Genomic DNA, 21,866 nt, shown 5'->3' on the forward strand with positions numbered 1-21,866 from the left:
CTGGCTACAGCCTCACTAAAGACGGAATCCCATCTTTTACCTACCTTAGAGAGTAGGAATCTAAACAATGGCGTATAGTCTAAACCCCGCTGGACATCCTTTTTCATTTTTACTGATTCAGCGTCTTCAGTGTTCCTATCGTAACGATAGCTACTACCAGAGTGGTGATGAACACCCCGTGCTTTAGTGTTAACTTTTCTGTATAGAAGTTTTACTCGATCTCTCTTCATTCTCAATCTTTAAATAACCTAACGCCCGCATACAATCCTCAAATAGTCCATTATACATTGGTACACATATAGTGGTCCATTATACATAGTATTTTACTATTTAGTGTACTGGCTTATAGATAGTCCATTATAGGTATACCCTAAGTGCACCACTAAGAGTTAATATATATTCCTGTTTAATTATCAATAATCGGATAATATAACCAAAAACATGAATATTAATTATTCGATTATCCCAATATGATTTTATTTTGCTGAATAGCCACTAGGTGGATTTTTTAAATTATACGAACTATCAACTCGTTCTTCTTGAATACAAGAAGTATGATCAATATCAAGTACCTCATTATAACAAAAATAATCGTTAGAAAGGTCAATAATAATATGTTTTATTTCTTCATTATCTGTAGATTTCTCAGTATAAAACCCATCATTTACATGCCACTGTCCTGTTTCTTCTTTATAGTGCTCGTAAGTATTTTTACTTGTATCTAAGATTAGCCATTCAATATCATATCGCCCATCGGCGTGTCGAGTAGCTTTCCAGTATTCTTGAATACTTGGTTTTTCATTATCATCATGTCCCTGACCTTTCCATGTTCCTATTAAAGCCATTTTTGCCATTTTATTATCTTTGGGGTCTATCGCATCACAAGCAACTAATAGAAATATGGTAAAAACGAGTGGAATATTAGCTATTTTCATGATGTAGTGACTGCTTTAGCTAGTTTGAGTAATAATATATTTTAGGTCTAATATTATGAAGTAGCTACTCACGAACATCCCTCTTATGCAAATGCTATAAGCATCCAAAAATAGACACGCTTATTTGATTACTTTCTTTTCAGTGATTTTTAATAGGGTTTATGGTTTTTTAATTGAAATAACTGACTTCTTCAAAGTCAATCTACTGTTAGGCGATACATTATAGGTGTACGTTAAACGAATTAAGCACTTTCTACACGTTTATCTTAACTAGACTACAATGACGTCCAGGGTCAGAGTGGTATTCATGATACAGTTAGGTGAGCACTCATGAACATGAAGTTCAAAGATTTTGTGATCACGGTGTTTTTCTGCTCTATAGCTGGCACACTGATAATTCGTTTTACTCAGTCGAAAAAGCATGGATATAAAACGTATTCCTGGGAAGAAGCTATCTTCTTAGGTTTGTTGGCGTTTGTAGCATGTATTGTTGCATGGGGAATTCTTACATTAAAAGAGAAACTTCAAAATAGAAAAAATAATGATAATTAACTAGTTAAAAGTTACAGGATCTACATGGTCCTTCAATCGGTACACTATAGGTGTACCCTAAATGGACTACCTAATACGCCCCCCGCTATGTAGCTCTACGTAACCCTTAATTTTCGAATGGCTCTAGCAAGTGCATGACGAAAGCCTGTCAGACGTGCATTTGAGTCATTTATATTTTTGGTTACGCATAACTTTTAAAACTTTATTTTACTTGATCCGTAACCTAAAATAAAAGTAAGTGAGGAGTAGAAACGATGGCAGATAAGAGCGACAGCAGCACGACCCCGACAAGACCCAGAGGACGGCCAGTGAAGTACACAAGCGACAAAGAGCGCAAAGCAGCGCGTGCACAAGCAGCACGGGAACGGAGAGCGAGACAGAAAGCGGCAGGTTTTAGAGAAGTCAGGCGGCTAGTGAAGCCAAAAAGTGCGCCACTTGAGAGTGACATAATCGATTTGTCGCATATACCCGACCATCGAAAGAAGGGTTGGCCGAGATTCGTGCCAAATCCGCCAAAATAGCATGTAACTATATATTTTGACTGAATATGGTGTCCTGAAACAGTGTTTCCTACATGATAACCCCCAATCTAAACATTTAGTCTATCGGAGATGCCTTTACATAAGGCTAGACAGCCCTATTTTCACGCTCATAGGGAGTAAACTCTTTACAAAAAGCGTGTATTGTTAAATAACCTCTATTTAGTTCTTTTTTATTTCATCTAAAAGTTTTTGATTGATATGATTCTGAAACTCAAGAGACTTAATAAGTATTTCATATACCACTAAAGTTTGGTGTGAATAAGCATCTTTTTGTTGTTTTGTATTATTTTCTAAAGCCGCAAGACCGCCAACTGCAACTTGTATATTTTGAGCTTGAGCATCAAGTAACTGTTGAATATCCATACTCAATATATCATCTGAAAGTGTACTCATAACAATATTCCTTTGCTTAATTAATCCAATAACTCAGTATAGCTGCAAGAAGGAACTTGAGGGTCAGCCAGGATTCTGACGAAATTAACCAGATCCTGCTGTAACTTATTGTTTTATCGAAGAAAAGTGGTCTTAAAAATCATTGGCTTTATCTGTCGTCCAAAATACAGTGAGTAATTGTTTAAAACCTAGCCAAAATTAAACAACTTTCCCGTTTTTGATGTATAAAGGTGAGCAAAAACACCGGTTGGAACAGTAGAAAACACAATATTTTAGTTAATTACTTTCCCATTTATGTCCTAAAATGGGAAAGTTCTATCAAAAATTTTTCAGGGTGTATTCCTAAGTAAAAACAGAAACTTATGAGCTATTCTGGCCAATATGGTCAGGATCCCGGCTGACCCTCGAAAACGCTAAAACTGTCGTTCAGGTGAACAGGTTATAAGATATTTGAAGTATATAGCAAAAGGTCATACAAATTACGTCGCATATCGCTTTGTAATGCTTTTGACGGGCTTTAGTGATGAATACCTAGGCAAGGGTAGTGGGTATAATTTAAAGTTTCTCAGATCGCTTCATGCGGCGTTTTAGGTATGTCTACTGCTTTTTAAAACTTTGATTATTTTAACATCAATGTTCCAGCTCATAAACCTGATTTTTGTTTATCTTGTTTTTATCTTGTTTTTATCTTGTTTTTAACTACTTGTTTTGTCCTCCTCTGTAGGCCTTATAAAATATGGCCTGTAGCGATTTGGCGACTAGACATTGCAACATATGCGACTAGACATGGCTACATAAACGACTAGACATGGCTACATAAGCGACTAGGGATGACTACATTAAGAACTAGAGATGACTACAACTTAGTTTAAGTCATTGAAAATATTGTATTAAATAATTGAATAACGACTAGGGATGACTACAGGTTTGTATCTGGCTTCTTATTAATAAGACTAGACATGACTACAAGTTCTGTCTGCTAATTGATCTATATGACTAGGTTTGGCAACATCTAAAAGACTAGACATAACTACAGAATAACGACTAGAGATGGCTACAAATATATCTAACGCATTGAAAATATTGTAATTATTAGAGATAAGAGCCACCTTATTTAACTAATATGGTTTATATTTTTAGTTAAATATGATCTATTCTTATCTAAAGACTTAAAGTTATGTATAATTAAGTCAATGTATAGTTATACTGTCTTCAGTTGGTGAATTAATGAGCGAGCAACTAGATAAGCGGCTAATCGTTAAAGAGAACTCCTTTATTGATTCATACTGGAACCTAAGCTTAGCGTCACATAAGGTATTTGCTGCAATGCTAGCGAATATTGATCCCACAGCTCCTGAGCCTCCCAAGTCAATTACCCTCAATAAGAAGGCTATCCAAGATCTAGATACAGGCTTAAACCGTGTCACTATTCACAAGCAAGCTTCTAGCATCATAAAAGAGCTAATGGAGTTTAAAGTATCATTTGATCCTGAAGACTTAGGACAAGGTATCTATAAACATGAAGGTTTCAATATATTTGAGTCCTTCAGCTACAAATACAAAGAAAAAGACGGGAAAAAGGAAATACTATCTGTTGAGCTGTCTTTTACAGACAAAGCATTACCCTTGATTTATGGGCTTTCTGAGAACTTTACGAAGTATCATTTTGAAAAGATCAAAAAGCTTGATTCTCCATATAGTGTCAGAATATATGAGATTTTACGCAGGTTTCATCCCATCAAATCAAGCCGTCCGGCATCTATAGTGACAATGCAACTAGATGAGCTTAAGAGGAAGCTCAAGGTGCTAGATAAACCAGGTTACAAGCGTTACAACAACTTTAGGCAAGAGATACTCCAGCGCTGCCAGAAAGATTTAGAAAAGAATACAGATATTTCCTTTACGTTTGAAGGGCAGCGTGTTGGCCGAAGTATAAAGAAAATAATGTTTATTATTAAGCACAACACTAGCACTGTAGAAGAGGTTAAAGAGGGGACGGTATTTCCAAAATCTATTGATCTTGAGTTATTTAGTAAGGTGGGTCAAGTCCTTCCAAATTTAAGTGAAGAAAAGAAAAAGCTTATTTTTAACGCATTTGCGAAAGATGTAATTAAAGAAGCTCTTTTTGAATTTGCTCTAGCAGCACTTGATAAAAAGATTGATAAGCCACAGCAGTATTTTATTGCTATCTGTAAAAATAAGCAGCGAGAACTGGATAAGCTAGACAATAAAGAAAGTGATAGCTATGACTGGACTGATACATCTTGGGCTGAGAATGTGAAGTTTGAGGTGTAGCCTAAACTTACTTACGAATTATCCATTGGCACTTTTCGGCATCACCAACTCCACCCTAGTCTCTGCAAAGCCAGATCCTATGCTGTGTTCCACTGATTTCACTACCCATTCACCATTGGCACTCGTCTTATGGTTTATTATCGTTATACGCTGTTCAGGTGTAATTTCGGGTGATAACGGTCTGGTTAATGATAGAGATTTTTTTCCACGCGTTAGATTATTTAATTTAGCATTTGCTGCGCTTTTTGCTTCGCTGGCCGTTTTATAGTTTTCTCTCAAAATGTATTTAGGCTCACCTTTCCCTACTAAAACCGCTATTTTTTGCTGCTTTTCTTCTGCAAACCAATAGGCTTGTACAGCCTGGTAGTCGTTACGCTCATTTATGATTACACGACCACTACTGTTGTATGCATCACTAATGGTGATGGTTGGAAGCTTCTGGTCTCGCACATTGCGGCTTTCGCCCTTGGGCACAATATACAGCTTATTGGCCATAGCCTTGGCAATCGCATTATGTTGGCCTGCTAAGCGTGTCAGCAGGTTTAAATCACTCTCGCCACGTTGGTCAATGTGCTCAAACTGAATGGCGGCTAACTTGGGGTTTATCGCCAGCTGGTAGCCATGTTTGCTGGCGACCTGATTAGCTAGATCTTGTAGGGTAATCGTGTCGTATGAAGTGTCATGAGGGGCTTTAATACTGCCTTTCATGTTGGCCGCTTTGCCATGGAGTGTAAGACTGTCGTCGTCTAGCGATTCTTCTAACTCATCGACTACATACAAACCTTTGTAAATACCACAGAGCCAGATTTCCAGCTCTGCCCCTGTTTTCGGAAAGTTAATGGCTTGATTTCGATTGTCTAACTCAATCGTTACCGCATCCGATTTGGTACCCGCCTCATCTTGTAGTGTTAATTTAATTAAGCGATCAGCAATTAACTGAGTGATATTTTTTTGGTTGGCTACTATTTTAAAATTTAATCCCATAATGTCATACGCTGGTCTTTTACGGCTTCGATGTGTATGTCGGGTAACTCGATCACGAGTCCTGCAGGTAATTGTGCGCCATGCTTGGCGATACCTGGGTTTGCATCTAGGACCGCATCGAGGGTGGTGATATCACCTTGATAATACTGGTGACAAATGGCATCAAGCATATCATTCTGTTGGGTTTCATATTTCACAGCAATTGATCCTCACCGTATTCCGAAATGGTTAGCGTGCCTTTCATTTCCATAGGCGTACCGTCTTCAAAAAAATACTCATCACTTCGGTCGATTTGATCAATCACCCACAGTCCAAGATCCACACCACCTGACGGGGAACCGCCGATTAAGCGGTACGGCTCCCCGTTATCCGCCATCTGTTGTAATTGGTTAAACCATAAAAAGTCTTTTTTCTTTTCAGGATAAACGACAATATCCAAGGTTTTTTGGCTGGCGGCGGGTCCCAGGTATTGCTTGGCGGGCTTACGTCCATAGCGTTCTTTCGTGGCCCAGCGCCAGCTTTGACTGGTTTTTAACGACTGATATTCCAGGGTGCTGACACTAAAAATAAAATTACCTAATGCCATCATGGTTTGATTAGGCACATCATTAATCATGCAAATTACCTCTTATAGAACGAGCATTTTTGCGTTGATGGTCATCCATGGCTTTTGCCACTGCGCGATTAATTTCATCGGGCGAAGCATTGGGTTTATCAATATTGATCGTGACCTGGTAATGATTATTTTGATGAATGCCTGATTGCGTTGATAATGGTTTGGGTTGCACTATTTTTTTAGCGACACTGGGGTTATCTTTGGCAATATGATTAGCCTGGTCAGAGATTTGTTTCACTTTTTGCGTAACTTCAACCGTCTTTTCATCATCACCAAATAATTTATTCCAAGCGGCGCCCAGGGCGTCCTTAATCGCTAGGATGGGACCAATAATACTGTCTTGTATCCATTGCCAGGCATCGGCGGCCATTTCCTTCATGGATGCCCACAGGTTTTTAAAAAAATCCCAAACCACATTCCAGTCATCAATTAAGTAAGCAGCCAGGCCAATTAATGCACCAACCGCAACAATGACTAAGCCGATAGGATTGGCAGTTAAAGCCGCATTCCATAGCCATTGGGCGGCGGTTATCGCGGCTGTTTTAGCGGTTAATGCGGTTTGAATAATCCCCATACGAGAGGTAGCTGCAGTGTGGGCATTGGTCGTGGTTAAGCTCAGCATGTTTGCGGCATTCCAGGCTAGCATAGCCGTTCGGCCTGCAATGATAGCCATTTTCAGCGCCACAAAAGCCCCTGCACCATATAAGATAAACTTAGAGGCCATGGGGAATGTGTTAATTAATTCTTGTGCACCGATGGCCACAATGCCCAGAACATCGACCACACCCATCAATGCAGGCGCAAATATTTCACCAACCATTACGGCCAAGTTATTAAAGCGGTTACCCATTTGATTAAAGGATTCATTGGGTCCACCCAGTAAAATATCACTGGCCATTTTATTGGTGGTGGCCATGCCTCCCTGTAAATTTGTTTGCATTTTCCCTATGGATTGATCTAATTCATCAATCAGCGGGATAAATTTTTCAACAAAGTCTTTTGCCTCTGATGAGCCAAACGCTGTGGTTATTTCTTGTTTATCTAAATCATCCAAATCGCCATAGTGTTGTTTAATGCGTTTTAAAATATCGATGGTGGGCAATAAATTATTATTGGCATCAAGAAAGCTAATCCCTAACTTTTCACCTGCAGCCCCGGCTTTTTCAATAAAGCGTTTATATTTGGTTGCCGCTTCGCCTCCTTCCTTTGAAGCGGAGAGCATGCCTAATACTGCGAATTGCTCCGCCATCGATGCCCCTGCACTGGTCGCGGTATCGCCCAGTGTACTGATGGCTTGTGCGACTTTGGGTCCCTCAGTTTTGAAAGCTTGTACTGAGGAAGAAATACCAGAGCTGAGCATTTCACCAAATTTAATATCTTTTTCTTCTGCGCTGAGTTTTTCCCAGTCGGCTATGTACGTCTTGGCAAAGCCATCAAATTGTTTTCGGTAAATGGCATAACCCGAGGCAAATAAACTGGTCATTTCGGCAGTACTGGATTTTGTCGCACCACCGGTTAATGCGGCAATTTTAGTAAATTCCCCCACCGCCGCATCACCGAGAGAAGAAATACCTGATTTAATATCATAGGAGGCCCGAATAAATTCGGCTTGTGTCGTACCGCTCCATTGGTTGGAATACTGACGGGCTGCTTCGGCAATGGCATTTTGACCTTCAACGCCAATACCCAATGAGGCAATTTCCCCCTTAGCGGAAGCGACATCTGCATACGCATCAGTGAGTTTTTTTGCGGCATAGATTGCACCGCCTAGTTTGGCGGTGTCTCCTACAAGCTTCGATTTAAGGTCACTATTACGTTGCTGTAATCGGTTGAGCCGGTCTTGTGCCTCCTGGGTACGCGCTATCTGTCGTTGTTGTTCCTCCAGTTCACGGTTATAGCGATCGGTGCGTCGCTGTAAGCTTAATGTGGCGTGATCTAAGTTGCGGGTAGATACACCCGCCTCTTGGAGCTGCAGCCTCAGCTGCTGCAACTCCTGGCGCTCATCTATGTGTTGTCGTTGTAACGCCCTCGTCTGTTCAGTGGCTTCCTGCATACGCCGTGTGAGGGCGGTTGTTGGGGTAGTGGTACGGTTAAATTCTCGGGCCACCTCGGCGGTCTCTCGCTGGGCTTCTTCTAATGCCGTTGAGGTTTGGTCTGTGCGTTGGCGTAACTGCCTGAACCGATCTAACACTTGCCGTGTATTGCCTAATTCATCGAGTCGTTGTTGGCTTTCTGAAACTTCACGATTAAATCGCTCAGTGCCTCGGGTTACCTGTTGCATAGGCGCACTGAGCCGGTCCGCCAGTTCCATCACCATCTGTAAGCGCATGGTGGCACTGGTCATGTATTAATTTCCTAAGATTTTAATTGTTGATTAATTTTTTCTTGGCGTTGTGCGGCTTTTTTATGCCACAACATGAGTTCTTCGAGGGGCATGTCTTGCGTGGTGTGGGTATTCCAACCTTGAAAGAACATGAATAAATCAGCTTCGATATCCATGACATCATTCAGCGCAGAGTCTAACCGGCCAAAAAAACCGTCAACTCATTTCCGAATTTAGTCAGGTCGGCAGGGTGTAATTGATCCACTTCATTAATCGTTAATTCACTGATGCGGGGTAGTAAAATACGCAAGCTGTTGACATCCATGCGGGCAATGGCCAGTATCTCCAGGCCGCGTAATTCGCCCGCTCTAGGCTCTCTCAGTGTTACTTTTTCAATCGTTTTTTTGCCACGGGTAATCGGTTGTTTTAGTGTAATCGTGTTTAACATACTCATCGATTATTTTCCTTTAATTAAATTAAATGCCTAATGCTTCTCTGATTTTTTTCGTGCGATCTTCACCATTTATTCGCACTTCATAGTTTTTCTTATCAATATAAAATAATTCGTTGCCGTCTAATTCAAATTGATATTTATCGGCAATAATTGAAAATTTCATGGTGGCTTCAGACTCGGGTTTAAAATCATTTAATTCCATGCTTTTCCAAAGCCCTCTTATTTTGACCATCACGGCTTTAATCTCGCCATTGACGTCAACAGAACCGCGTATCCTGAACTCTTCCTGGGCGCTATCAGGCTGCCCTAGCAGCTCTAACACCTTGGCGTTGTAGCTGGAGATCGTGACCTCACACTCAAGCTTGTCTAAGCGGTGCAAACTGCGCTCGGTGTCACCTGCAATCCCTGCCGCCGTAAAATCTGAGGTTTTAAAGGCGACTTTAGGTAGCGAAATTTCATTACAAATACCGGCAAATGATTCATCTTTAAAAAAGGCATTCATGTCCGTTAAAATATTAGGGACGCCCATAGTTTTTTATCCTTAACTCGTAAATATTTGTTCGTTGTAATTTTTATTAATGTGCTGACGGAACGTTAACCGCTCGGCGACATCGTATAAGCCTAAATCGTAGTCCCAGGTCACCTGGCCAGTACCAATGTCCGCAATATTGAGTTCTTCATCTACCCAGCAGGTGCCACCGGAAATGACTTTACGCACTTTCAGCCGATCCAGCAGCGCATTAACACGGGCTTTAACCGCCTCGACATAATCGCGTGTGATATTGCGGTCAACCAGTTCTTGGTGCGCATACAAAATAGAATCACCGACGATATAACGCACGCGCTGGTGTGGGAGCATAGTGCCGTTACACAGTCGGTTGCCATACAAGAACCAACCGCCTTGCTGATTGACAATGGTGGCGACATTGTTCTTGTTGTACTGGTTCGCTTTACTGGTAAACGAACCTATCGCATGGTCGACGACTTCTGATGTACCTGAAATGCCGTATAACTTGCGATTTGAGGGTGAATGCCAATAGCCTTCATTAAAATCAACACGGACAATATGGCCTGCAATGGTTGCTGATGCTTTGCGTTTTACTTTTTGTTTTAACGCAGGGTCCAATACTTCAATGCCACCATTGACAAAAAACACTTCTTGATATTGTTTGGCGGCATTAATGACATTGCTAAAGCCTGACTCGTCGCCGTCGACAATCGCGGTGGCATTAAGCTTTTTCGCTTCATTTTCCATGGCCGCACCGACATCAGCAAAGTGCGAGAACTCGGGGGCAATGATTAAGCGCGGTCTAACGCCCACCTTCGCCTCAGCGGCTTTCAAGGCTTTAAGGCCCGTATAGCTACCTGCCTCGTTATCAACGGTGCCAATAATTGCGGCTAGCTCTTCAGCGGTGGGCTGGCTTTGGTCCTGGGGTTCAGGAACGCGAATCACCACCACAATGGCACCCGTTTGGCGGTAAATGTCTTGTAAAGCCGCGCGTAAAGTGCCTTTGGTGCCAGCCTTAGCGATTAATTTATCACTGGAAACAATCACCGGCACATTCAGTGGAAAGACAGAAACATCAGCGTCATCCGCGGTAGCCACTAAGCCAATGGTACTGGCTGATAATATTTTAATGGGTTTGACGGGGTTTTCTAAAAAATATTGCTCTACCCCATGTAAGTATTCTGTGGTCATTATTTTCCTAGTTTAATTCGTTATTTATCGGGGGCCATTCTGACATATTCAGTAGTGGTGCTAACCATTCGGGGGCTGTAGGTAGCGGAATCTCTGGCCAGTTGGGTTGTTTGGGCCACTTGGCTAAATCCAAACAATAATTAAATAATTGGTCTTTTTGTTCTTCTGTCAGTAATTCATCATGAATGGTATAGCCTGGGTTAAACATGATGTCGGTTTGTTTTCTGACAGCGTTTCTAATTTCTCGTGCTGTTTTTTCAGGTGGTATTTTTTCTTGTTCTTTTAAATATTCTTTTTGTTGCTGATAAAGATCCAAAATAGATTGATAAGGTTTAAAGCTCGTAATAGGCTTTGATTTTGTGTTATCTCGATGTTGAAGCATTCCTTTTTTACCATCCCACCAAATCGCCTCAACCCATTTAGGAATTTTTGATTTATCGAGTGGTATGGTTAAACCTTCTCCATCAACCACCACTAATGCGTTATCGACAAGAATTGATATATACATTTTTTATCCAATTAAAGCTTAATAATAAACAGAACAGCGTAATAAGGTGGGCGTACATCTACAGTGTGAGTATGATCTTCTTCATCTTCTACTGTTGCACCATGTGCGTGGGCTTGGCTTCCACCTGCTTCAGTGGTATCAGGCCAACTTCTAACAGCGTTTGTATAATCATCGCCTGACGCATAAATAGAGCCGTGACTAGCATGATGGCCTTGTGGCGATCCATGTTTGTGTTTTGGCATCTGAGCTTCTGTTAAGACATGAGGGTGAACGGTCATCTTGTGTTTATGTTTACCCGCTAACGATACGTCTTTAGTTTCAGCCCCTCCCGTATCACCGACTTTATATGAGCCGCCAGCCCCCACAATAAACTGGTCTCGCAAATCAGGAATCTGTATACCATTACTTGTTTTACCTTGTCCGTTACAAATGGCCCAGCCAGGTGGAATCCAGGTTGCATCAGCCCACATAATAATTTCGCCAGGAATTCTTTTTTCTTCACAGGCTTTGTCATAAGCTATTTTTACAGCTTTAGCTGAAGCTAAAACACCAGAACTATCAAGACTTACTGAATCGGTTTGATCCCCTACATGGAAAACACGAAGGTTATAACCACTGCCCGCGTATATTTCCCCCTTTACACACACTTTTTTATCAAAATAAAATTGGTCAGCTTCGGATAGAAAATGACAATAATCTGGGTGCCCCATGCCCATTGATGATTTACCAAATTCTGTTTCAATAATTAAACTAGTTGCCGAACCAGAACTAAAATTTTCACCTGTACGCAAATTTACACGGCAACCATTAAAACTAATAACATACCCAGTATTAACCTCGCTAACTATCTCGCCAGTAACAACCCCACCAGATCGAGGCAAAGCCGCGTCAGCCTTGTCATAAGTCGTTTTAACTGCTTTTGCGGTTGCCAAAACATCAGAATCATCAACATCAACTTTATCAGTCTTAGCATTAGGTAAATTGCCTAAGCCCACTTGTGATTTGGTCACACTGTGTGGGTTATCGATACGTTGCGTGTGGTCTTCCAATAACTCAACGGTGGCTACGACTTTAGACGGGTCTATAGTAAGTGTTACACATTCCACATTGCCGATTTGACAAATAACATCAATGTTCATGCTGGTTGCAATGCCATCGGGAATTTTAGCTTTATAAGTTTTTGGGTATTTACCAATGGCAATTAAGTTATCTTTATCATCGAATAAACCTAACTCAGTAATGTAAAAACCGCCCACATCATCAGGAATAATCGTTTCAAAAACCACTTGATTTTTATTCTTTTCATGCTGATAAACTCGGTTAATAGGCAGCTTGGCACGACTTCGTTTTAAGGCGGTGTCGTCTTCGGTGGGGTTGGTTTCTTTGCCTTCGTCCTCTCCGCCATCACCCAGCAAAATATAGGACATATTGAGTTTATTTTCTGCCGAAATGACTTCCGACAGACGCCCCTGCCCGACCTTTGTCAGCAGTACATAATATTTTTGATCCATGTTTTTTTAATTTACTTCTAAGGGGTAAAGTGTCGTTTTAGTGCTTTGTCTAAGGGTTGTTGAAATAGAGGATTGCGTTGACTCATTAATTAATTTAACGTTTAAATCATAGTGACTGCGCGCATTTTTAGCGGCATTAATAATGGTCTGAATATTTTTATGCTCTTCTTGATTAATGCCCCGATTGGTCACATTCGCCGTAATTTTGAAGGTGCCGCGTTTACCTGGCGGGTCCATTTCAAACCATTCTTTGATATCGGTATCAATATCAATGGCGGCTAATGCTTTTTCAACGGCCTGGCGTGTGCCTTTAATCTCATGCACTTCCAGGCTTTTAGCAATCACACTGCGCTTGATGTGTTCTGGCCAGCTGGCTTGCCAATGATCTACGGATACCGCCCAAGCCAAATAAGGTAATAATGCCGCTGGGCATTTATACGCGTGCCAGATGGTATCAATAGGCACAGGAATAGCGGCTTGTGCGGCTGCTAATGATCCCTCTAAACCACGTTCTAATTCGGATAAATTGCCAGGTAAAATGGATTTATGACCATTCATGATTAGTTAATTGTTCTGTTTTAATCGTTATGCCCGTACAAAAGGCGGCTTCTGCTGGTTGGCATTGATAATCTTTCCAACCTTTAAGCTCGACTTTTTCCACACCTTCGACGGTTAACGCGGCATGAACGCCGCTTTCTGTCACCTGCGCCCCAAAATAGTGATGATTTGCTGCATAAGCTTGAGCACGTTGTTTTGTCAGCGCTTCAATGATTGCGGGTTCAGGACCGCCTTTTAGGTGCAAGACGGCCTCTATCGTGTATTCATATAACGCTCTGGGCGGCTTGACGTTAAGCTTGTCAGTAAGCGGCCTGAATGGCTCTAGATAGTCTCTTACCTTTTGCAATAAGGCTTGTGTCGGCTGTCCTCGCCCCTCATGTGTCAATATATAAAGATCCACTTCTACGGGTTCAGGCGAATGCACCACCACATCTTTAACCAAGGCATCCGCTGACAAAGCATGAAAAATATAAGCCCCTTCTGGCCCTGCTACCGACTTACCCTCTGGTTCTAGTTGTAGCCGATTACGGTAATCGTCGTCTATCTCACCCACATGGCGTGGGGTTTGATAATAGGTAATGCCGATATGATCTAGTTCTGGCCCTCGTGCGCCTGCCAGGGTAAGCGCATAGATTTGTTCATTGATTTTTTGCCTTAACAACCGATGCCGGTAACACATCGCGGAGGCTATACGGTAAGCAGGGTCTGCAGGGCTAGGATTCGGCAAGTTCGCCTCTGCGGTAACCTGGGCAAGCTCATCCTGGTAGGTGGTTTCATCAATAATCGTTAGCGGGGGCAGTTTCGAAAGGTCAATTGCATTTCTACTGCTCAATAATAATGCCCTCCATTGTTATTGGGTTGCCATTATCAAGTAAAATAAATTGGCAAGTCATTTCAATTTTATGGTTTTCAACATCGGTTAATTGCATTTCTTTTAATTCGACATCATCCAAGCCATTAATAGGATTACTTAAGGCTTCGGCCAAGCGAATATACACCAGCATATAAAAGCCAGGGTCGACATTACGGTCGATAATTTCGTAAAGACGAGAGCCGTACTCACGGTGACCTACCAGCGAGCCGAGGGGTGTATTTAAAGCGTCTTGGATGCGTTGCTGAAGATAAGGAATGCCAGAAACCGTTTTACCTGTTAATGCGTCGGTTCCGGTTTTCATAGGTTTTTGTATTAACTTATTAGGCTTCCTGCCCCAGTGAAGAGCAGGAAAACTCAGGAAATAATGTTTTTTTACATCTTGGATTTTAGGTATTCTACGATTTCGTCGTGGCCTTGGCGTTGCGCAATTATCAGAGCAGTATCACCAACTACTGACTTAGCTTGAATATTAGCACCTTGGTTGACTAATAGCTTTACGATTTCCAGCCTACCTATGAAAGAAGCTGCTAATAATGGCGTCCAGTTATTAACATCTTTAGCTTCAATATCAGCTCCTTTTTTAATAAGTAGGTATGCAATATATTTTTCTCCAGCTACAGCAGCAGTTGTTAAAGGAGTTACCTCTTTTTCAAAAGCTTTAGTCTCTATATTTGCTCCTTTTTCAAGGAGGAGCTTAACTACGCTGCTACGGCCTTTAAGTACAGCAATTTGCAGAGCTGTTGCATTATTTTCCATTTTTGCTTCAATATTTGCGCCATTATTTATAAGAAACTCAACAGCTTCTATATGGTCAAGTGCAGAAGAAGAAATTAAAGCATTTAATCCATCAGCCATTGCTGCATCGATATCAGCACCATTTTTTAATAATAATTTCATGACTTCAAATTCATTAAATCTCGTTGCTAATATAAATGCTGTTCTTTCTCCAGTGTCCCTAGTGTCTACTTTAGCTCCATTTTTTAATAAAAATTCAACAACTTTTAACCTTCCATTTCCAGCAGCTCTATGCAGGAATGTCCATCCTTTTTCATCTTTAGTTTCAAGATTGCCACCTTTGTTTATATGAGCTTTTAAGAAGGCTATATCTTTTTTATCTTCTTCATTTCGATCATGACTTTGTGTTGCGCACCCAGAGAATAAAACACAAAGTAAAACCAACACAGCACCAAGCTTTATTTTTTTTAGCATCATGTCTTCCGAATTACTGCTTTGAGGTAATAATTAGAGGCGGCGATTATAGCTACTGTTTAGGCCCAGCGCTATTATGGTGAGCATCCATATGGCTGTTATAGATGGCTCGGTCTGCGCTCATGTTGCGTTTACTGTCTTCTATTTCCTGCGTGGCTTTAATATTCCCCTTTACGGTTAAATCACCTGTGATCGTTACCCCTCCCTTCGCCACAATATTCACGGTGCCATTGCTAGGCAAGTGCAGCTGATAAGCATGATTCGCCTGGTTGTATTGCTCTGTGGCGTTATCAGCATACTGTGTCAGATGTACATCAGGATTCGTTGACGGTGCTGGAAACCGGTCATAGTAAGAGCCTAACAGGATCTCACCCAGGCCTAGATCACCCTCAGAGATCACCGTCACCCCTTCCCCGACATTGGGACATGACCAGCTGACGGTCTTGCCTGTTCTGCTAGGTTTCCAAGGCAGCCAGCCCGTGACTTGTTGCTGTCCTTCGGCACCATACTCTACTTTAGCCAGGGCTTTGTGGGGATCAACCGCCACGATACGGCCACGCACCACCACTTGTGCTAAGCGCCGTTCAAGCACTTCTAAGCGTTGCAATATGTCATCAACAGTGGTCATAACGGTCAATGTGATAATTGAAGTTCAAATTAATTTCTTTGGGTTGCCAAGCCAGTGGCTGGTGTTCTTTGCCCAAATAAATGACCTGCTCCCAGGTGACAATCCATGATTCATAGCCATCACAGTCCGGTTTAAATCCACCTGGAACGGCTTCCACTAATTTGGGAGATCCGACCGCACCCGTTAGCCCCCAGTGATTGCGGTGTACCGCTTGCAGCACATAAACGGCCAGGTTACGGATACCCAGTTGCAGATCCTCCAAGTTATCACTTGCCGCTAAAAACACATGGGCTGCCATGGATAATGTCACTGCAGTACGACCACCGCTAATGGTTTCTGCAGGTTCCATCTCCGTCAGTTCAATTAATACGGCAGGTGTATTGAGGCTTTGCTCGTATATGGGGCTATAAGCGGCTACTGTTCCAAGCTCGGGTATTTTCTCCTTAATCCCACTCACAACAGCATTATGAAACTCTGTGAGGTTATTCAACGTTAAGGACATAATTTAACTCTTTCTCTAACAATCGATTAAATTGGCTATTTACACGGCGCTCGTAGCGCTTAAATAACTCAACGGCTATTGGATCAATTTCAATGCCAAGGCGTTCCACGGGGAACCGGCCACTTAAACGCTTGGGTACATTACCTGGCGTAGATGACGAGGGTCTGACAAGGGAATAACGTGTATTACGTTGGCTTCTGATCCAGACATGTTGCGAAGATCCATAAACTTGTTTGTAAAAAGCGCCAACAAAGCGATGTTTTTTAACAGACACCCCTTTTTTTGTATTTCTGGGCTTTCCTGCCATTTCGGCTGCCAACGGGTAGGTACCTAACCAAAATATGAATTTTTGATTTTTCCCTTTGCCTTCCGTGGAGAGAATAAAGCGACTTTTTAAACCTTTTTGAACAACCCCCATTTGTTTCGCCAACTCGCGCGCCATGCGGGTTTTAAGCCAACGGGCAGTCTTGCGCATCGCACGCTGTACGGCTTTGGTGAATAGCTTAGGTTGGTTTTCTAATTGGTCAATCAGGGGTTGTAAGTGCTTCTCTGTGCTAATTTCGAGGTGCATTAATCCAGTCTAAATTCTTCTTTTTACGCTCATTAACTAACGTGACTTGTGTTAGGCCGTGTTCAATATCAGGTTCCTCGGCAACAAAATAACGCCGATAATTATATTCAACCTGCCAATCTTCATTAAAATCAGGACAATCCACCGTCGCAAACTGTAAAACAGGGCTATCCAGTTTTAGTTTTAATGAGCTGTTTTTATTTTTCGAAATAAACTCGTCTGCTTGAATAATTTCAGCATTAATTTTGAATTTATTTCCCGCTTCATCCACCAATCTCACAGGATCGCCTAACCGCCGCATTAAGCGACGGGTGGCGCGGTCGAAGGCGTCCATTAGCGAGTAGCGCTCTTTTTAATTTTTAAATGAATAATGGCTCTAGGGTTAGTACACAAGTGTATTGGGTTTGATTGGGCTTCAAACTCCACCCCTTTGTCGTAGTCCATCGCCTTACGTTTAGCATAATAAGGCAAGCCAGGTGTATTGACCGTTTCCATGTAGTTGGCAGGGGCAAAGCGTGTAATGAATAAGCCGCTTAAACCTTCAGGTACCACCATGGCCTCATCAGGTGCAATAAAGTATTCAGCACCGAATTGTGCTTCGTACTCTTCCCAGAGTAAACCACCGAAATTAATGTTCATACGCATATCGTCGCGTAAGGCTTGACCATCTTGCCAACGTTCATAGGCTTTTTTGAAGTCATCATTTTTAAGCAGTTCGTTGGTGACTTCTGAACCCATTAACACACGGTATTTAGAGGTACGTAATGTACCTTGTTCTTTTTCAGAAGCCCGCTTGATATTCATACACTGGGTGCGCAAATCCTGGGTAAAATCCAAGGTGAAGATATTCTTTTTAACATTAAACCGTTTAAAGAAGTCCTCGAGTACCGTGACATTATCAGCATCGATAATCTGCCCACGCAACGCGCCTAGTCTCTGATATTCATGGGTCACTTCCATTGACTTCCGCATACGCGTTAACTCACGATCGACCAATTTTTGTATTTGTGCAGCGACATTGGTGGAGCCAAACGCGCGAACGTTTTGCAGCTCATCAGCCAGTACTGCGCCCTCCATGGGTAGGTGAACCGTACTAAAAGGAATCTGGTTGCGTTTTTCACGACTGAGCGACGTACCAGGTGCCCCACGGGGTTTACTTGGTACTAAAATCAACGACTGATGTTGTAGTTCAACATTGAGGTACGTGGTAGTAATACCATCTTCTTCAAACCAGCCCAGCTGGCCAATGCGGCCAGGGGTGACCACGGCTTTATTGATCGCCAAGGTTAAGCCTGGCAACTTAAAGGCGTCGTCTTGTGCAATTAAATCTAAATTATTGTTCATAGTTTCCTTGAATAAAGAAAAATAAATAAAAAAAGAAAGGAAAAACAGAGAGGATTAACGGGCAATAATAAATTTTTCTTTTAGCTCATTTAATGCCGTTTCTTTTTGTTCGTCAGTAATGCCAGTAGGCCATTCTAAATCTGCTTTTCTAACCGTGGTCAGCTGTTCAATCACCACCGCTTTTTTATCATTGGTTCTGGCATCCGTGATGCCCATTAAAATAGCAACGGCTTTCTTCGAACCGTCGTCAGCCGTAGGGTTCAGCGCGGTAAGCTGTTTAGTGGCAGTGATCTCGCCAAGTACCGTACCGACGGGATACAGGCCACCTGTTACCATCCGCTCACCACGGCTAAAACCGTCTATTTCTTTTAAAATAAATTCGCCAAAATGGCGTGGTTCCATATTCATTTAATTAATTTCCTTGTCGGCGTGCGGCATAAATTTCAGTGCTGTCTATCGCGTATTGTTTGCCTGTTTGGTTAATATGGTGGTTTGTCTCGGGTTCTTTGTCGGCTTGTGCTTCATGAATAATGGTGCCGATTAATTTACCGAGGTCATTGCGGTCGGCCATGATCGTGTCAAAGCTGGCCTCGATACCTGCCGCCGCACAGGCGTTTTTAATGGCTTTGGCATCTTCAATCTGTTTAAGTGCTTCGGCTTTAGTGATGTTGGATGCCAGTAAGCTTGCAGACATCGAGGCCACATTGGCATCAAGACACTGTTGAGCTATCTCAGCCGCTGCATCCAGTGCGCTCGGTTCATCCTGTTTTTTAGCATCAGTAATGATGGTGCTAATGGCTTCAGGAAATTGTTGTTTCAAGGCGGCAATGACATCCGGTGTTGATGCACTGCCCGTGATATTAATCGCAAATTGTTCGCTCATGGATTTTTGTGTTTTCCTTTTTTTTTGGTATTCAGTAATTAAGCTTTCCAGGCTGCCTAAACGGTGCGCCATGCCTTTATCTATTGCGGTTTGTCCTATGGCGGTGCCACCTTGGCAAAAGTGTTTTAAGACATCGTCGCGCTTAACGTTCATATTGCGCGCTACACGGTCAATAAAAATATCCGCTAATTCGTCAAGTTCTGCTTGGTAGAGGCTTTGCCCTTCTTTGGTTTTAGGGTCAGCGCGCTTATTCGGCGACTGGCTGGAGACCATTTCAAAAACATCTTTATCGTCTTGTTTTTGCTTTATGTAAGTGGCCACCACACCAATGGACCCGACACAGGCCGTATGATCAAGCACGATTTCGTCGGCGGCGGTGGCGAGCCAATAGGCTGCAGAGCACCCCGAACCACCCACATAAGCCACAATAGGTTTTGTGCCACGGGCGGCGTGTATCATCTCCGCCAGCTCATGGATGCCATTTACTTGGCCACCAGGTGAATCGATATTTAAAATAATGGCCTCGGTACCAGGATCGTTTAACACCTGGTTAAATTCATTGGCGAGCATTTCGACCGAAGTACCACCACACACCGCATGAAAAATGTTGGCATAACGGCTGATAACGCCATTAATATTAAGCACGGTGACATTGTCACGCTTGATGGTATTAAAGCTTTTGCGCTCCCCCTTTTTATTAAAAACGGCTTCAGGTATTTTCCACTCGCGGGCAGCAATGCTTTTTATGATTTCCAGGGTTTTAGTTTCCAAAGCCCAAGGCTCTGAGGCTAGAAACTGTAATGCATGTGGCGTCATTCGCTTGTACCCCCTGAAGTAGAAGCGGAAAACAAGCCTGTCACTAAGGCAGGCTCAACACCTTCTTTTTTGCAGATTTCCATAAATTTCTTCGCGGCTCTGGCGTTCCTCCTCATATTTTCATCCACGTCATAGCCCAATTCACTGGCTTCACTATCAATGTTGGACAGGCTACTGCTGACTGCTTTTTGGCGTGCTTCAACGTCTTGCACGGGGTGCAGGTGTTGCCAGGCATCAGGACACACATCCAAGGCTTGATAATAGGCTTTATCGGTCGCGTAATTCGGCGCGGTTAATTTGCTGGTTAATACCGCGGTATCCATCCACCACTGCCACACTTGGCGGCAGACCTGAAAAATCATTAAGTGGTCTTGGTACATTTCCAATTCACGGCGATATTCATTGAGCATGGCCCTAACCAGGCGATCATTCAGGCCATTCCAGTCGCCAGATAACAGCGGGTAAGGAATGGATAAACCTGCCGATAACTGACGTGCTTGCCAGCCCATAAAATCACCATAACCCTGGCCTGTGTTATCGCCGTCAAATAGCTGGAGTTTTTCGTTAAGACGGCCCCGTAACAAGCGACCGAGTTGCACTCTCACCGCTTCATCAACGCTACTTTCATCGTCATGACCACCAGGTAAGCCATAATCCTCATCGTCTTCACTTTCACGGGATAAAAAGCCGGTATAAATCGAGCGTTCTTTTTTCCGCACCAGTTCGGTATCGTCGTATTCCTTAAAAGTGTGGTCTTTTAACAGTGCGGTAGCCGCTTCAGGCTCGCCCCTTACTTGCCCAGGGCGAATGGGTAAATAATGGTGAATAATGTCCCTGGCAGGAATTCGCACCAGGTCATCTTGATAGCAATGACCATCCTCGGGGTGTTGGCTATGTACCCAATACGCCACACGGTGTGGCCCTCTGAACTCAACGCCATTGATGATTTTATGGCCGTTCTTGAGGTCTTCTGTTTTTTCCAGGGGGATACAGTCAGCCTCTAACACATCAATTTGCATGGGTACTTGTAAGCCGCTGCTGGTTTTACGCCGACGATGACGAATAAAGACCTCGCCGGATAAACGACGATTGCGGCTTAACTGTGCTTGTATCCCTGGAAAGTTTAAAACGCCGCCAGGGTCCATTTCGTCAATGCTGAGTTTCCAAAGCTCATTGGCTTGCTCGCGAAAGGCTTCGTCTTTGCAAAGGCTGCGCAGAGTAAAGCCTGTACCGACCTCATTCGCCGTATTTTTATTAATCGCCCCTCGCATCAGGTTACTGTTGCGATAGGCTGCGCGGGTTCGGTTGCGTAGCGTATGCAGTGAGTTACTTAATGACGCATTAGGTCCCAGGCTAGGGCTATGCCAGCTGGCCGCCCGAAAACTTTGGGTTGCTGACTCATAAGGTGAACGGTTTTGGAAAGGCTTACCGGAAGCGTCTACGATAGTGGTGGATCTACTCATTAAACCCCCCTGTCAACCATGGTGTTAAAACCGGCTAAGGGGTTTCTTTTTTTGCGGATGCCTAAATCATTTAAAATTAATTTACGGGCTGTCATTAATTCGCTGATTGAGCGGTATTCAATTTCTCGCCCGTTTATTTTTACTTTTAATTCACTGCTAGCAATGGCTTCATTGATATTATGTAAATCCTGTTCTGTAAATTTCAT

Annotated in this window: 28 protein-coding genes; 2 read left to right on the forward strand and 26 right to left on the reverse strand. The window is 42.7% G+C overall.

The genetic code is table 11. The features are described from left to right. The coding region (locus KHS79_RS23250) for a hypothetical protein (RefSeq protein ID WP_212722524.1) at nucleotides 1–230 on the reverse strand (230 nt) is incomplete at its 3' end. A gap of 246 nt (nucleotides 231–476) precedes the next feature. Next, nucleotides 477–935, reverse strand: a complete 459-nt coding sequence (locus KHS79_RS23255; RefSeq protein WP_212722525.1) for a hypothetical protein — start codon at nucleotides 933–935, stop codon at nucleotides 477–479. A gap of 330 nt (nucleotides 936–1,265) precedes the next feature. Between KHS79_RS23255 and KHS79_RS23260 the strand changes: the two genes are divergently transcribed. After that, on the forward strand, nucleotides 1,266–1,487 hold the full coding sequence (locus KHS79_RS23260; RefSeq protein ID WP_212722527.1) for a hypothetical protein: 222 nt from the start codon (nucleotides 1,266–1,268) through the stop codon (nucleotides 1,485–1,487). Nucleotides 1,488–2,188: 701 nt separating this feature from the next. On the opposite strand, the gene KHS79_RS23265 is transcribed toward KHS79_RS23260, so the two are convergent. Beyond that, nucleotides 2,189–2,422, reverse strand: coding sequence for a hypothetical protein (locus KHS79_RS23265; protein ID WP_212722528.1), 234 nt, complete (start codon nucleotides 2,420–2,422; stop codon nucleotides 2,189–2,191). A 1,227-nt stretch (nucleotides 2,423–3,649) separates the two neighbouring features. Here KHS79_RS23265 and KHS79_RS23270 point away from each other — a divergent pair. Beyond that, nucleotides 3,650–4,717, forward strand: a complete 1,068-nt coding sequence (locus KHS79_RS23270) for a replication initiation protein (RefSeq protein ID WP_212722529.1) — start codon at nucleotides 3,650–3,652, stop codon at nucleotides 4,715–4,717. An 18-nt stretch (nucleotides 4,718–4,735) separates the two neighbouring features. Here the strand turns inward: KHS79_RS23270 and KHS79_RS23275 are convergent, their stop codons facing one another. From KHS79_RS23275 to KHS79_RS23385, 23 genes are all read right to left on the reverse strand, one after another. Then, the gene (locus tag KHS79_RS23275) at nucleotides 4,736–5,701 is read right to left on the reverse strand and encodes a contractile injection system protein, VgrG/Pvc8 family (RefSeq protein WP_212722530.1); all 966 of its coding nucleotides are present in this window, start codon (nucleotides 5,699–5,701) and stop codon (nucleotides 4,736–4,738) included. Beyond that, nucleotides 5,692–5,898, reverse strand: a complete 207-nt coding sequence (locus KHS79_RS23280) for a tail protein X (protein ID WP_212722531.1) — start codon at nucleotides 5,896–5,898, stop codon at nucleotides 5,692–5,694. The genes KHS79_RS23275 and KHS79_RS23280 overlap by 10 nt, the downstream gene beginning before the upstream one ends. Next, on the reverse strand, nucleotides 5,895–6,317 hold the full coding sequence (locus KHS79_RS23285; protein ID WP_212722532.1) for a phage tail protein: 423 nt from the start codon (nucleotides 6,315–6,317) through the stop codon (nucleotides 5,895–5,897). The genes KHS79_RS23280 and KHS79_RS23285 overlap by 4 nt, the downstream gene beginning before the upstream one ends. Further along, a complete protein-coding gene (locus KHS79_RS23290) occupies nucleotides 6,310–8,661 on the reverse strand; it encodes a phage tail tape measure protein (RefSeq protein WP_212722533.1) in 2,352 nt (783 codons plus the stop codon). Before KHS79_RS23290 ends, KHS79_RS23285 begins: the two co-directional genes overlap by 8 nt. 11 nt (nucleotides 8,662–8,672) lie before the next feature. Continuing rightward, the gene (locus tag KHS79_RS23295) at nucleotides 8,673–8,816 is read right to left on the reverse strand and encodes a GpE family phage tail protein (RefSeq protein WP_212722534.1); all 144 of its coding nucleotides are present in this window, start codon (nucleotides 8,814–8,816) and stop codon (nucleotides 8,673–8,675) included. Nucleotides 8,817–8,836: 20 nt separating this feature from the next. Next, a complete protein-coding gene (locus KHS79_RS23300) occupies nucleotides 8,837–9,094 on the reverse strand; it encodes a phage tail assembly protein (protein ID WP_212722536.1) in 258 nt (85 codons plus the stop codon). 22 nt (nucleotides 9,095–9,116) lie between these two features. Beyond that, nucleotides 9,117–9,623 (reverse strand): phage major tail tube protein, encoded by a 507-nt coding sequence (locus tag KHS79_RS23305; RefSeq protein ID WP_212722538.1) that lies wholly within the window; start codon nucleotides 9,621–9,623, stop codon nucleotides 9,117–9,119. A gap of 12 nt (nucleotides 9,624–9,635) precedes the next feature. After that, nucleotides 9,636–10,793, reverse strand: a complete 1,158-nt coding sequence (locus tag KHS79_RS23310; protein ID WP_212722540.1) for a phage tail sheath subtilisin-like domain-containing protein — start codon at nucleotides 10,791–10,793, stop codon at nucleotides 9,636–9,638. 7 nt (nucleotides 10,794–10,800) lie between these two features. After that, the gene (locus tag KHS79_RS23315) at nucleotides 10,801–11,301 is read right to left on the reverse strand and encodes a hypothetical protein (RefSeq protein WP_212722543.1); all 501 of its coding nucleotides are present in this window, start codon (nucleotides 11,299–11,301) and stop codon (nucleotides 10,801–10,803) included. An 11-nt stretch (nucleotides 11,302–11,312) separates the two neighbouring features. Further along, nucleotides 11,313–12,812: a phage tail-collar fiber domain-containing protein gene (locus tag KHS79_RS23320; RefSeq protein ID WP_212722545.1), complete on the reverse strand. Its 1,500-nt coding sequence runs from the start codon at nucleotides 12,810–12,812 to the stop codon at nucleotides 11,313–11,315. Nucleotides 12,813–12,818: 6 nt separating this feature from the next. Beyond that, nucleotides 12,819–13,370, reverse strand: coding sequence for a phage tail protein I (locus KHS79_RS23325; RefSeq protein ID WP_212722547.1), 552 nt, complete (start codon nucleotides 13,368–13,370; stop codon nucleotides 12,819–12,821). Next, the gene (locus KHS79_RS23330) at nucleotides 13,357–14,202 is read right to left on the reverse strand and encodes a baseplate assembly protein (RefSeq protein WP_212722549.1); all 846 of its coding nucleotides are present in this window, start codon (nucleotides 14,200–14,202) and stop codon (nucleotides 13,357–13,359) included. Before KHS79_RS23330 ends, KHS79_RS23325 begins: the two co-directional genes overlap by 14 nt. After that, the gene (locus KHS79_RS23335; protein WP_212722551.1) at nucleotides 14,192–14,545 is read right to left on the reverse strand and encodes a hypothetical protein; all 354 of its coding nucleotides are present in this window, start codon (nucleotides 14,543–14,545) and stop codon (nucleotides 14,192–14,194) included. Before KHS79_RS23335 ends, KHS79_RS23330 begins: the two co-directional genes overlap by 11 nt. A 71-nt stretch (nucleotides 14,546–14,616) precedes the next feature. Then, nucleotides 14,617–15,456: an ankyrin repeat domain-containing protein gene (locus tag KHS79_RS23340; protein WP_212722553.1), complete on the reverse strand. Its 840-nt coding sequence runs from the start codon at nucleotides 15,454–15,456 to the stop codon at nucleotides 14,617–14,619. A gap of 49 nt (nucleotides 15,457–15,505) precedes the next feature. Beyond that, the gene (locus KHS79_RS23345; RefSeq protein ID WP_212722554.1) at nucleotides 15,506–16,081 is read right to left on the reverse strand and encodes a phage baseplate assembly protein V; all 576 of its coding nucleotides are present in this window, start codon (nucleotides 16,079–16,081) and stop codon (nucleotides 15,506–15,508) included. Then, nucleotides 16,068–16,583 (reverse strand): hypothetical protein, encoded by a 516-nt coding sequence (locus tag KHS79_RS23350; protein WP_212722556.1) that lies wholly within the window; start codon nucleotides 16,581–16,583, stop codon nucleotides 16,068–16,070. The genes KHS79_RS23345 and KHS79_RS23350 overlap by 14 nt, the downstream gene beginning before the upstream one ends. Beyond that, entirely contained in the window at nucleotides 16,564–17,154 is a 591-nt protein-coding gene (locus tag KHS79_RS23355; protein WP_212722559.1) for a hypothetical protein, read from the reverse strand. The genes KHS79_RS23350 and KHS79_RS23355 overlap by 20 nt, the downstream gene beginning before the upstream one ends. Beyond that, nucleotides 17,138–17,488: a head-tail joining protein gene (locus KHS79_RS23360; RefSeq protein ID WP_212722561.1), complete on the reverse strand. Its 351-nt coding sequence runs from the start codon at nucleotides 17,486–17,488 to the stop codon at nucleotides 17,138–17,140. The genes KHS79_RS23355 and KHS79_RS23360 overlap by 17 nt, the downstream gene beginning before the upstream one ends. Next, the gene (locus tag KHS79_RS23365) at nucleotides 17,488–18,498 is read right to left on the reverse strand and encodes a major capsid protein (RefSeq protein ID WP_212722563.1); all 1,011 of its coding nucleotides are present in this window, start codon (nucleotides 18,496–18,498) and stop codon (nucleotides 17,488–17,490) included. Before KHS79_RS23365 ends, KHS79_RS23360 begins: the two co-directional genes overlap by 1 nt. Nucleotides 18,499–18,552: 54 nt before the next feature. After that, nucleotides 18,553–18,906 (reverse strand): head decoration protein, encoded by a 354-nt coding sequence (locus tag KHS79_RS23370; RefSeq protein WP_212722566.1) that lies wholly within the window; start codon nucleotides 18,904–18,906, stop codon nucleotides 18,553–18,555. Between the two features lie 4 nt (nucleotides 18,907–18,910). Next, nucleotides 18,911–20,197, reverse strand: a complete 1,287-nt coding sequence (locus KHS79_RS23375; RefSeq protein WP_212722568.1) for a S49 family peptidase — start codon at nucleotides 20,195–20,197, stop codon at nucleotides 18,911–18,913. After that, nucleotides 20,194–21,660: a phage portal protein gene (locus KHS79_RS23380; RefSeq protein ID WP_212722570.1), complete on the reverse strand. Its 1,467-nt coding sequence runs from the start codon at nucleotides 21,658–21,660 to the stop codon at nucleotides 20,194–20,196. The genes KHS79_RS23375 and KHS79_RS23380 overlap by 4 nt, the downstream gene beginning before the upstream one ends. Continuing rightward, nucleotides 21,660–21,866 (reverse strand): phage head-tail joining protein, encoded by a 207-nt coding sequence (locus tag KHS79_RS23385; RefSeq protein ID WP_094789753.1) that lies wholly within the window; start codon nucleotides 21,864–21,866, stop codon nucleotides 21,660–21,662. The genes KHS79_RS23380 and KHS79_RS23385 overlap by 1 nt, the downstream gene beginning before the upstream one ends.

The organism is Zooshikella ganghwensis, from assembly GCF_018263875.1.
GTDB lineage: Bacteria > Pseudomonadota > Gammaproteobacteria > Pseudomonadales > Zooshikellaceae > Zooshikella > Zooshikella ganghwensis.

Bases quoted from the DNA above. Each gene is read 5' to 3' on its own strand.
- KHS79_RS23305 (WP_212722538.1), bottom strand. From the start codon at position 9,623: ATGGGCGTCCCTAATATTTTAACGGACATGAATGCCTTTTTTAAAGAT.
- KHS79_RS23375 (WP_212722568.1), bottom strand. From the start codon at position 20,197: ATGACGCCACATGCATTACAGTTTCTAGCCTCAGAGCCTTGGGCTTTG.
- KHS79_RS23340 (WP_212722553.1), bottom strand. From the start codon at position 15,456: ATGATGCTAAAAAAAATAAAGCTTGGTGCTGTGTTGGTTTTACTTTGT.
- KHS79_RS23310 (WP_212722540.1), bottom strand. From the start codon at position 10,793: ATGACCACAGAATACTTACATGGGGTAGAGCAATATTTTTTAGAAAAC.
- KHS79_RS23360 (WP_212722561.1), bottom strand. From the start codon at position 17,488: ATGGACGCCTTCGACCGCGCCACCCGTCGCTTAATGCGGCGGTTAGGC.
- KHS79_RS23265 (WP_212722528.1), bottom strand. From the start codon at position 2,422: ATGAGTACACTTTCAGATGATATATTGAGTATGGATATTCAACAGTTA.
- KHS79_RS23260 (WP_212722527.1), top strand. From the start codon at position 1,266: ATGAACATGAAGTTCAAAGATTTTGTGATCACGGTGTTTTTCTGCTCT.
- KHS79_RS23345 (WP_212722554.1), bottom strand. From the start codon at position 16,081: ATGACCACTGTTGATGACATATTGCAACGCTTAGAAGTGCTTGAACGG.
- KHS79_RS23380 (WP_212722570.1), bottom strand. From the start codon at position 21,660: ATGAGTAGATCCACCACTATCGTAGACGCTTCCGGTAAGCCTTTCCAA.
- KHS79_RS23335 (WP_212722551.1), bottom strand. From the start codon at position 14,545: ATGAAAACCGGAACCGACGCATTAACAGGTAAAACGGTTTCTGGCATT.
- KHS79_RS23325 (WP_212722547.1), bottom strand. From the start codon at position 13,370: ATGAATGGTCATAAATCCATTTTACCTGGCAATTTATCCGAATTAGAA.
- KHS79_RS23255 (WP_212722525.1), bottom strand. From the start codon at position 935: ATGAAAATAGCTAATATTCCACTCGTTTTTACCATATTTCTATTAGTT.
- KHS79_RS23290 (WP_212722533.1), bottom strand. From the start codon at position 8,661: ATGACCAGTGCCACCATGCGCTTACAGATGGTGATGGAACTGGCGGAC.
- KHS79_RS23320 (WP_212722545.1), bottom strand. From the start codon at position 12,812: ATGGATCAAAAATATTATGTACTGCTGACAAAGGTCGGGCAGGGGCGT.
- KHS79_RS23275 (WP_212722530.1), bottom strand. From the start codon at position 5,701: ATGGGATTAAATTTTAAAATAGTAGCCAACCAAAAAAATATCACTCAG.
- KHS79_RS23315 (WP_212722543.1), bottom strand. From the start codon at position 11,301: ATGTATATATCAATTCTTGTCGATAACGCATTAGTGGTGGTTGATGGA.
- KHS79_RS23355 (WP_212722559.1), bottom strand. From the start codon at position 17,154: ATGCACCTCGAAATTAGCACAGAGAAGCACTTACAACCCCTGATTGAC.
- KHS79_RS23385 (WP_094789753.1), bottom strand. From the start codon at position 21,866: ATGAAATTTACAGAACAGGATTTACATAATATCAATGAAGCCATTGCT.
- KHS79_RS23295 (WP_212722534.1), bottom strand. From the start codon at position 8,816: ATGGATATCGAAGCTGATTTATTCATGTTCTTTCAAGGTTGGAATACC.
- KHS79_RS23365 (WP_212722563.1), bottom strand. From the start codon at position 18,498: ATGAACAATAATTTAGATTTAATTGCACAAGACGACGCCTTTAAGTTG.
- KHS79_RS23270 (WP_212722529.1), top strand. From the start codon at position 3,650: ATGAGCGAGCAACTAGATAAGCGGCTAATCGTTAAAGAGAACTCCTTT.
- KHS79_RS23285 (WP_212722532.1), bottom strand. From the start codon at position 6,317: ATGATTAATGATGTGCCTAATCAAACCATGATGGCATTAGGTAATTTT.
- KHS79_RS23300 (WP_212722536.1), bottom strand. From the start codon at position 9,094: ATGAGTATGTTAAACACGATTACACTAAAACAACCGATTACCCGTGGC.
- KHS79_RS23350 (WP_212722556.1), bottom strand. From the start codon at position 16,583: ATGTCCTTAACGTTGAATAACCTCACAGAGTTTCATAATGCTGTTGTG.
- KHS79_RS23370 (WP_212722566.1), bottom strand. From the start codon at position 18,906: ATGAATATGGAACCACGCCATTTTGGCGAATTTATTTTAAAAGAAATA.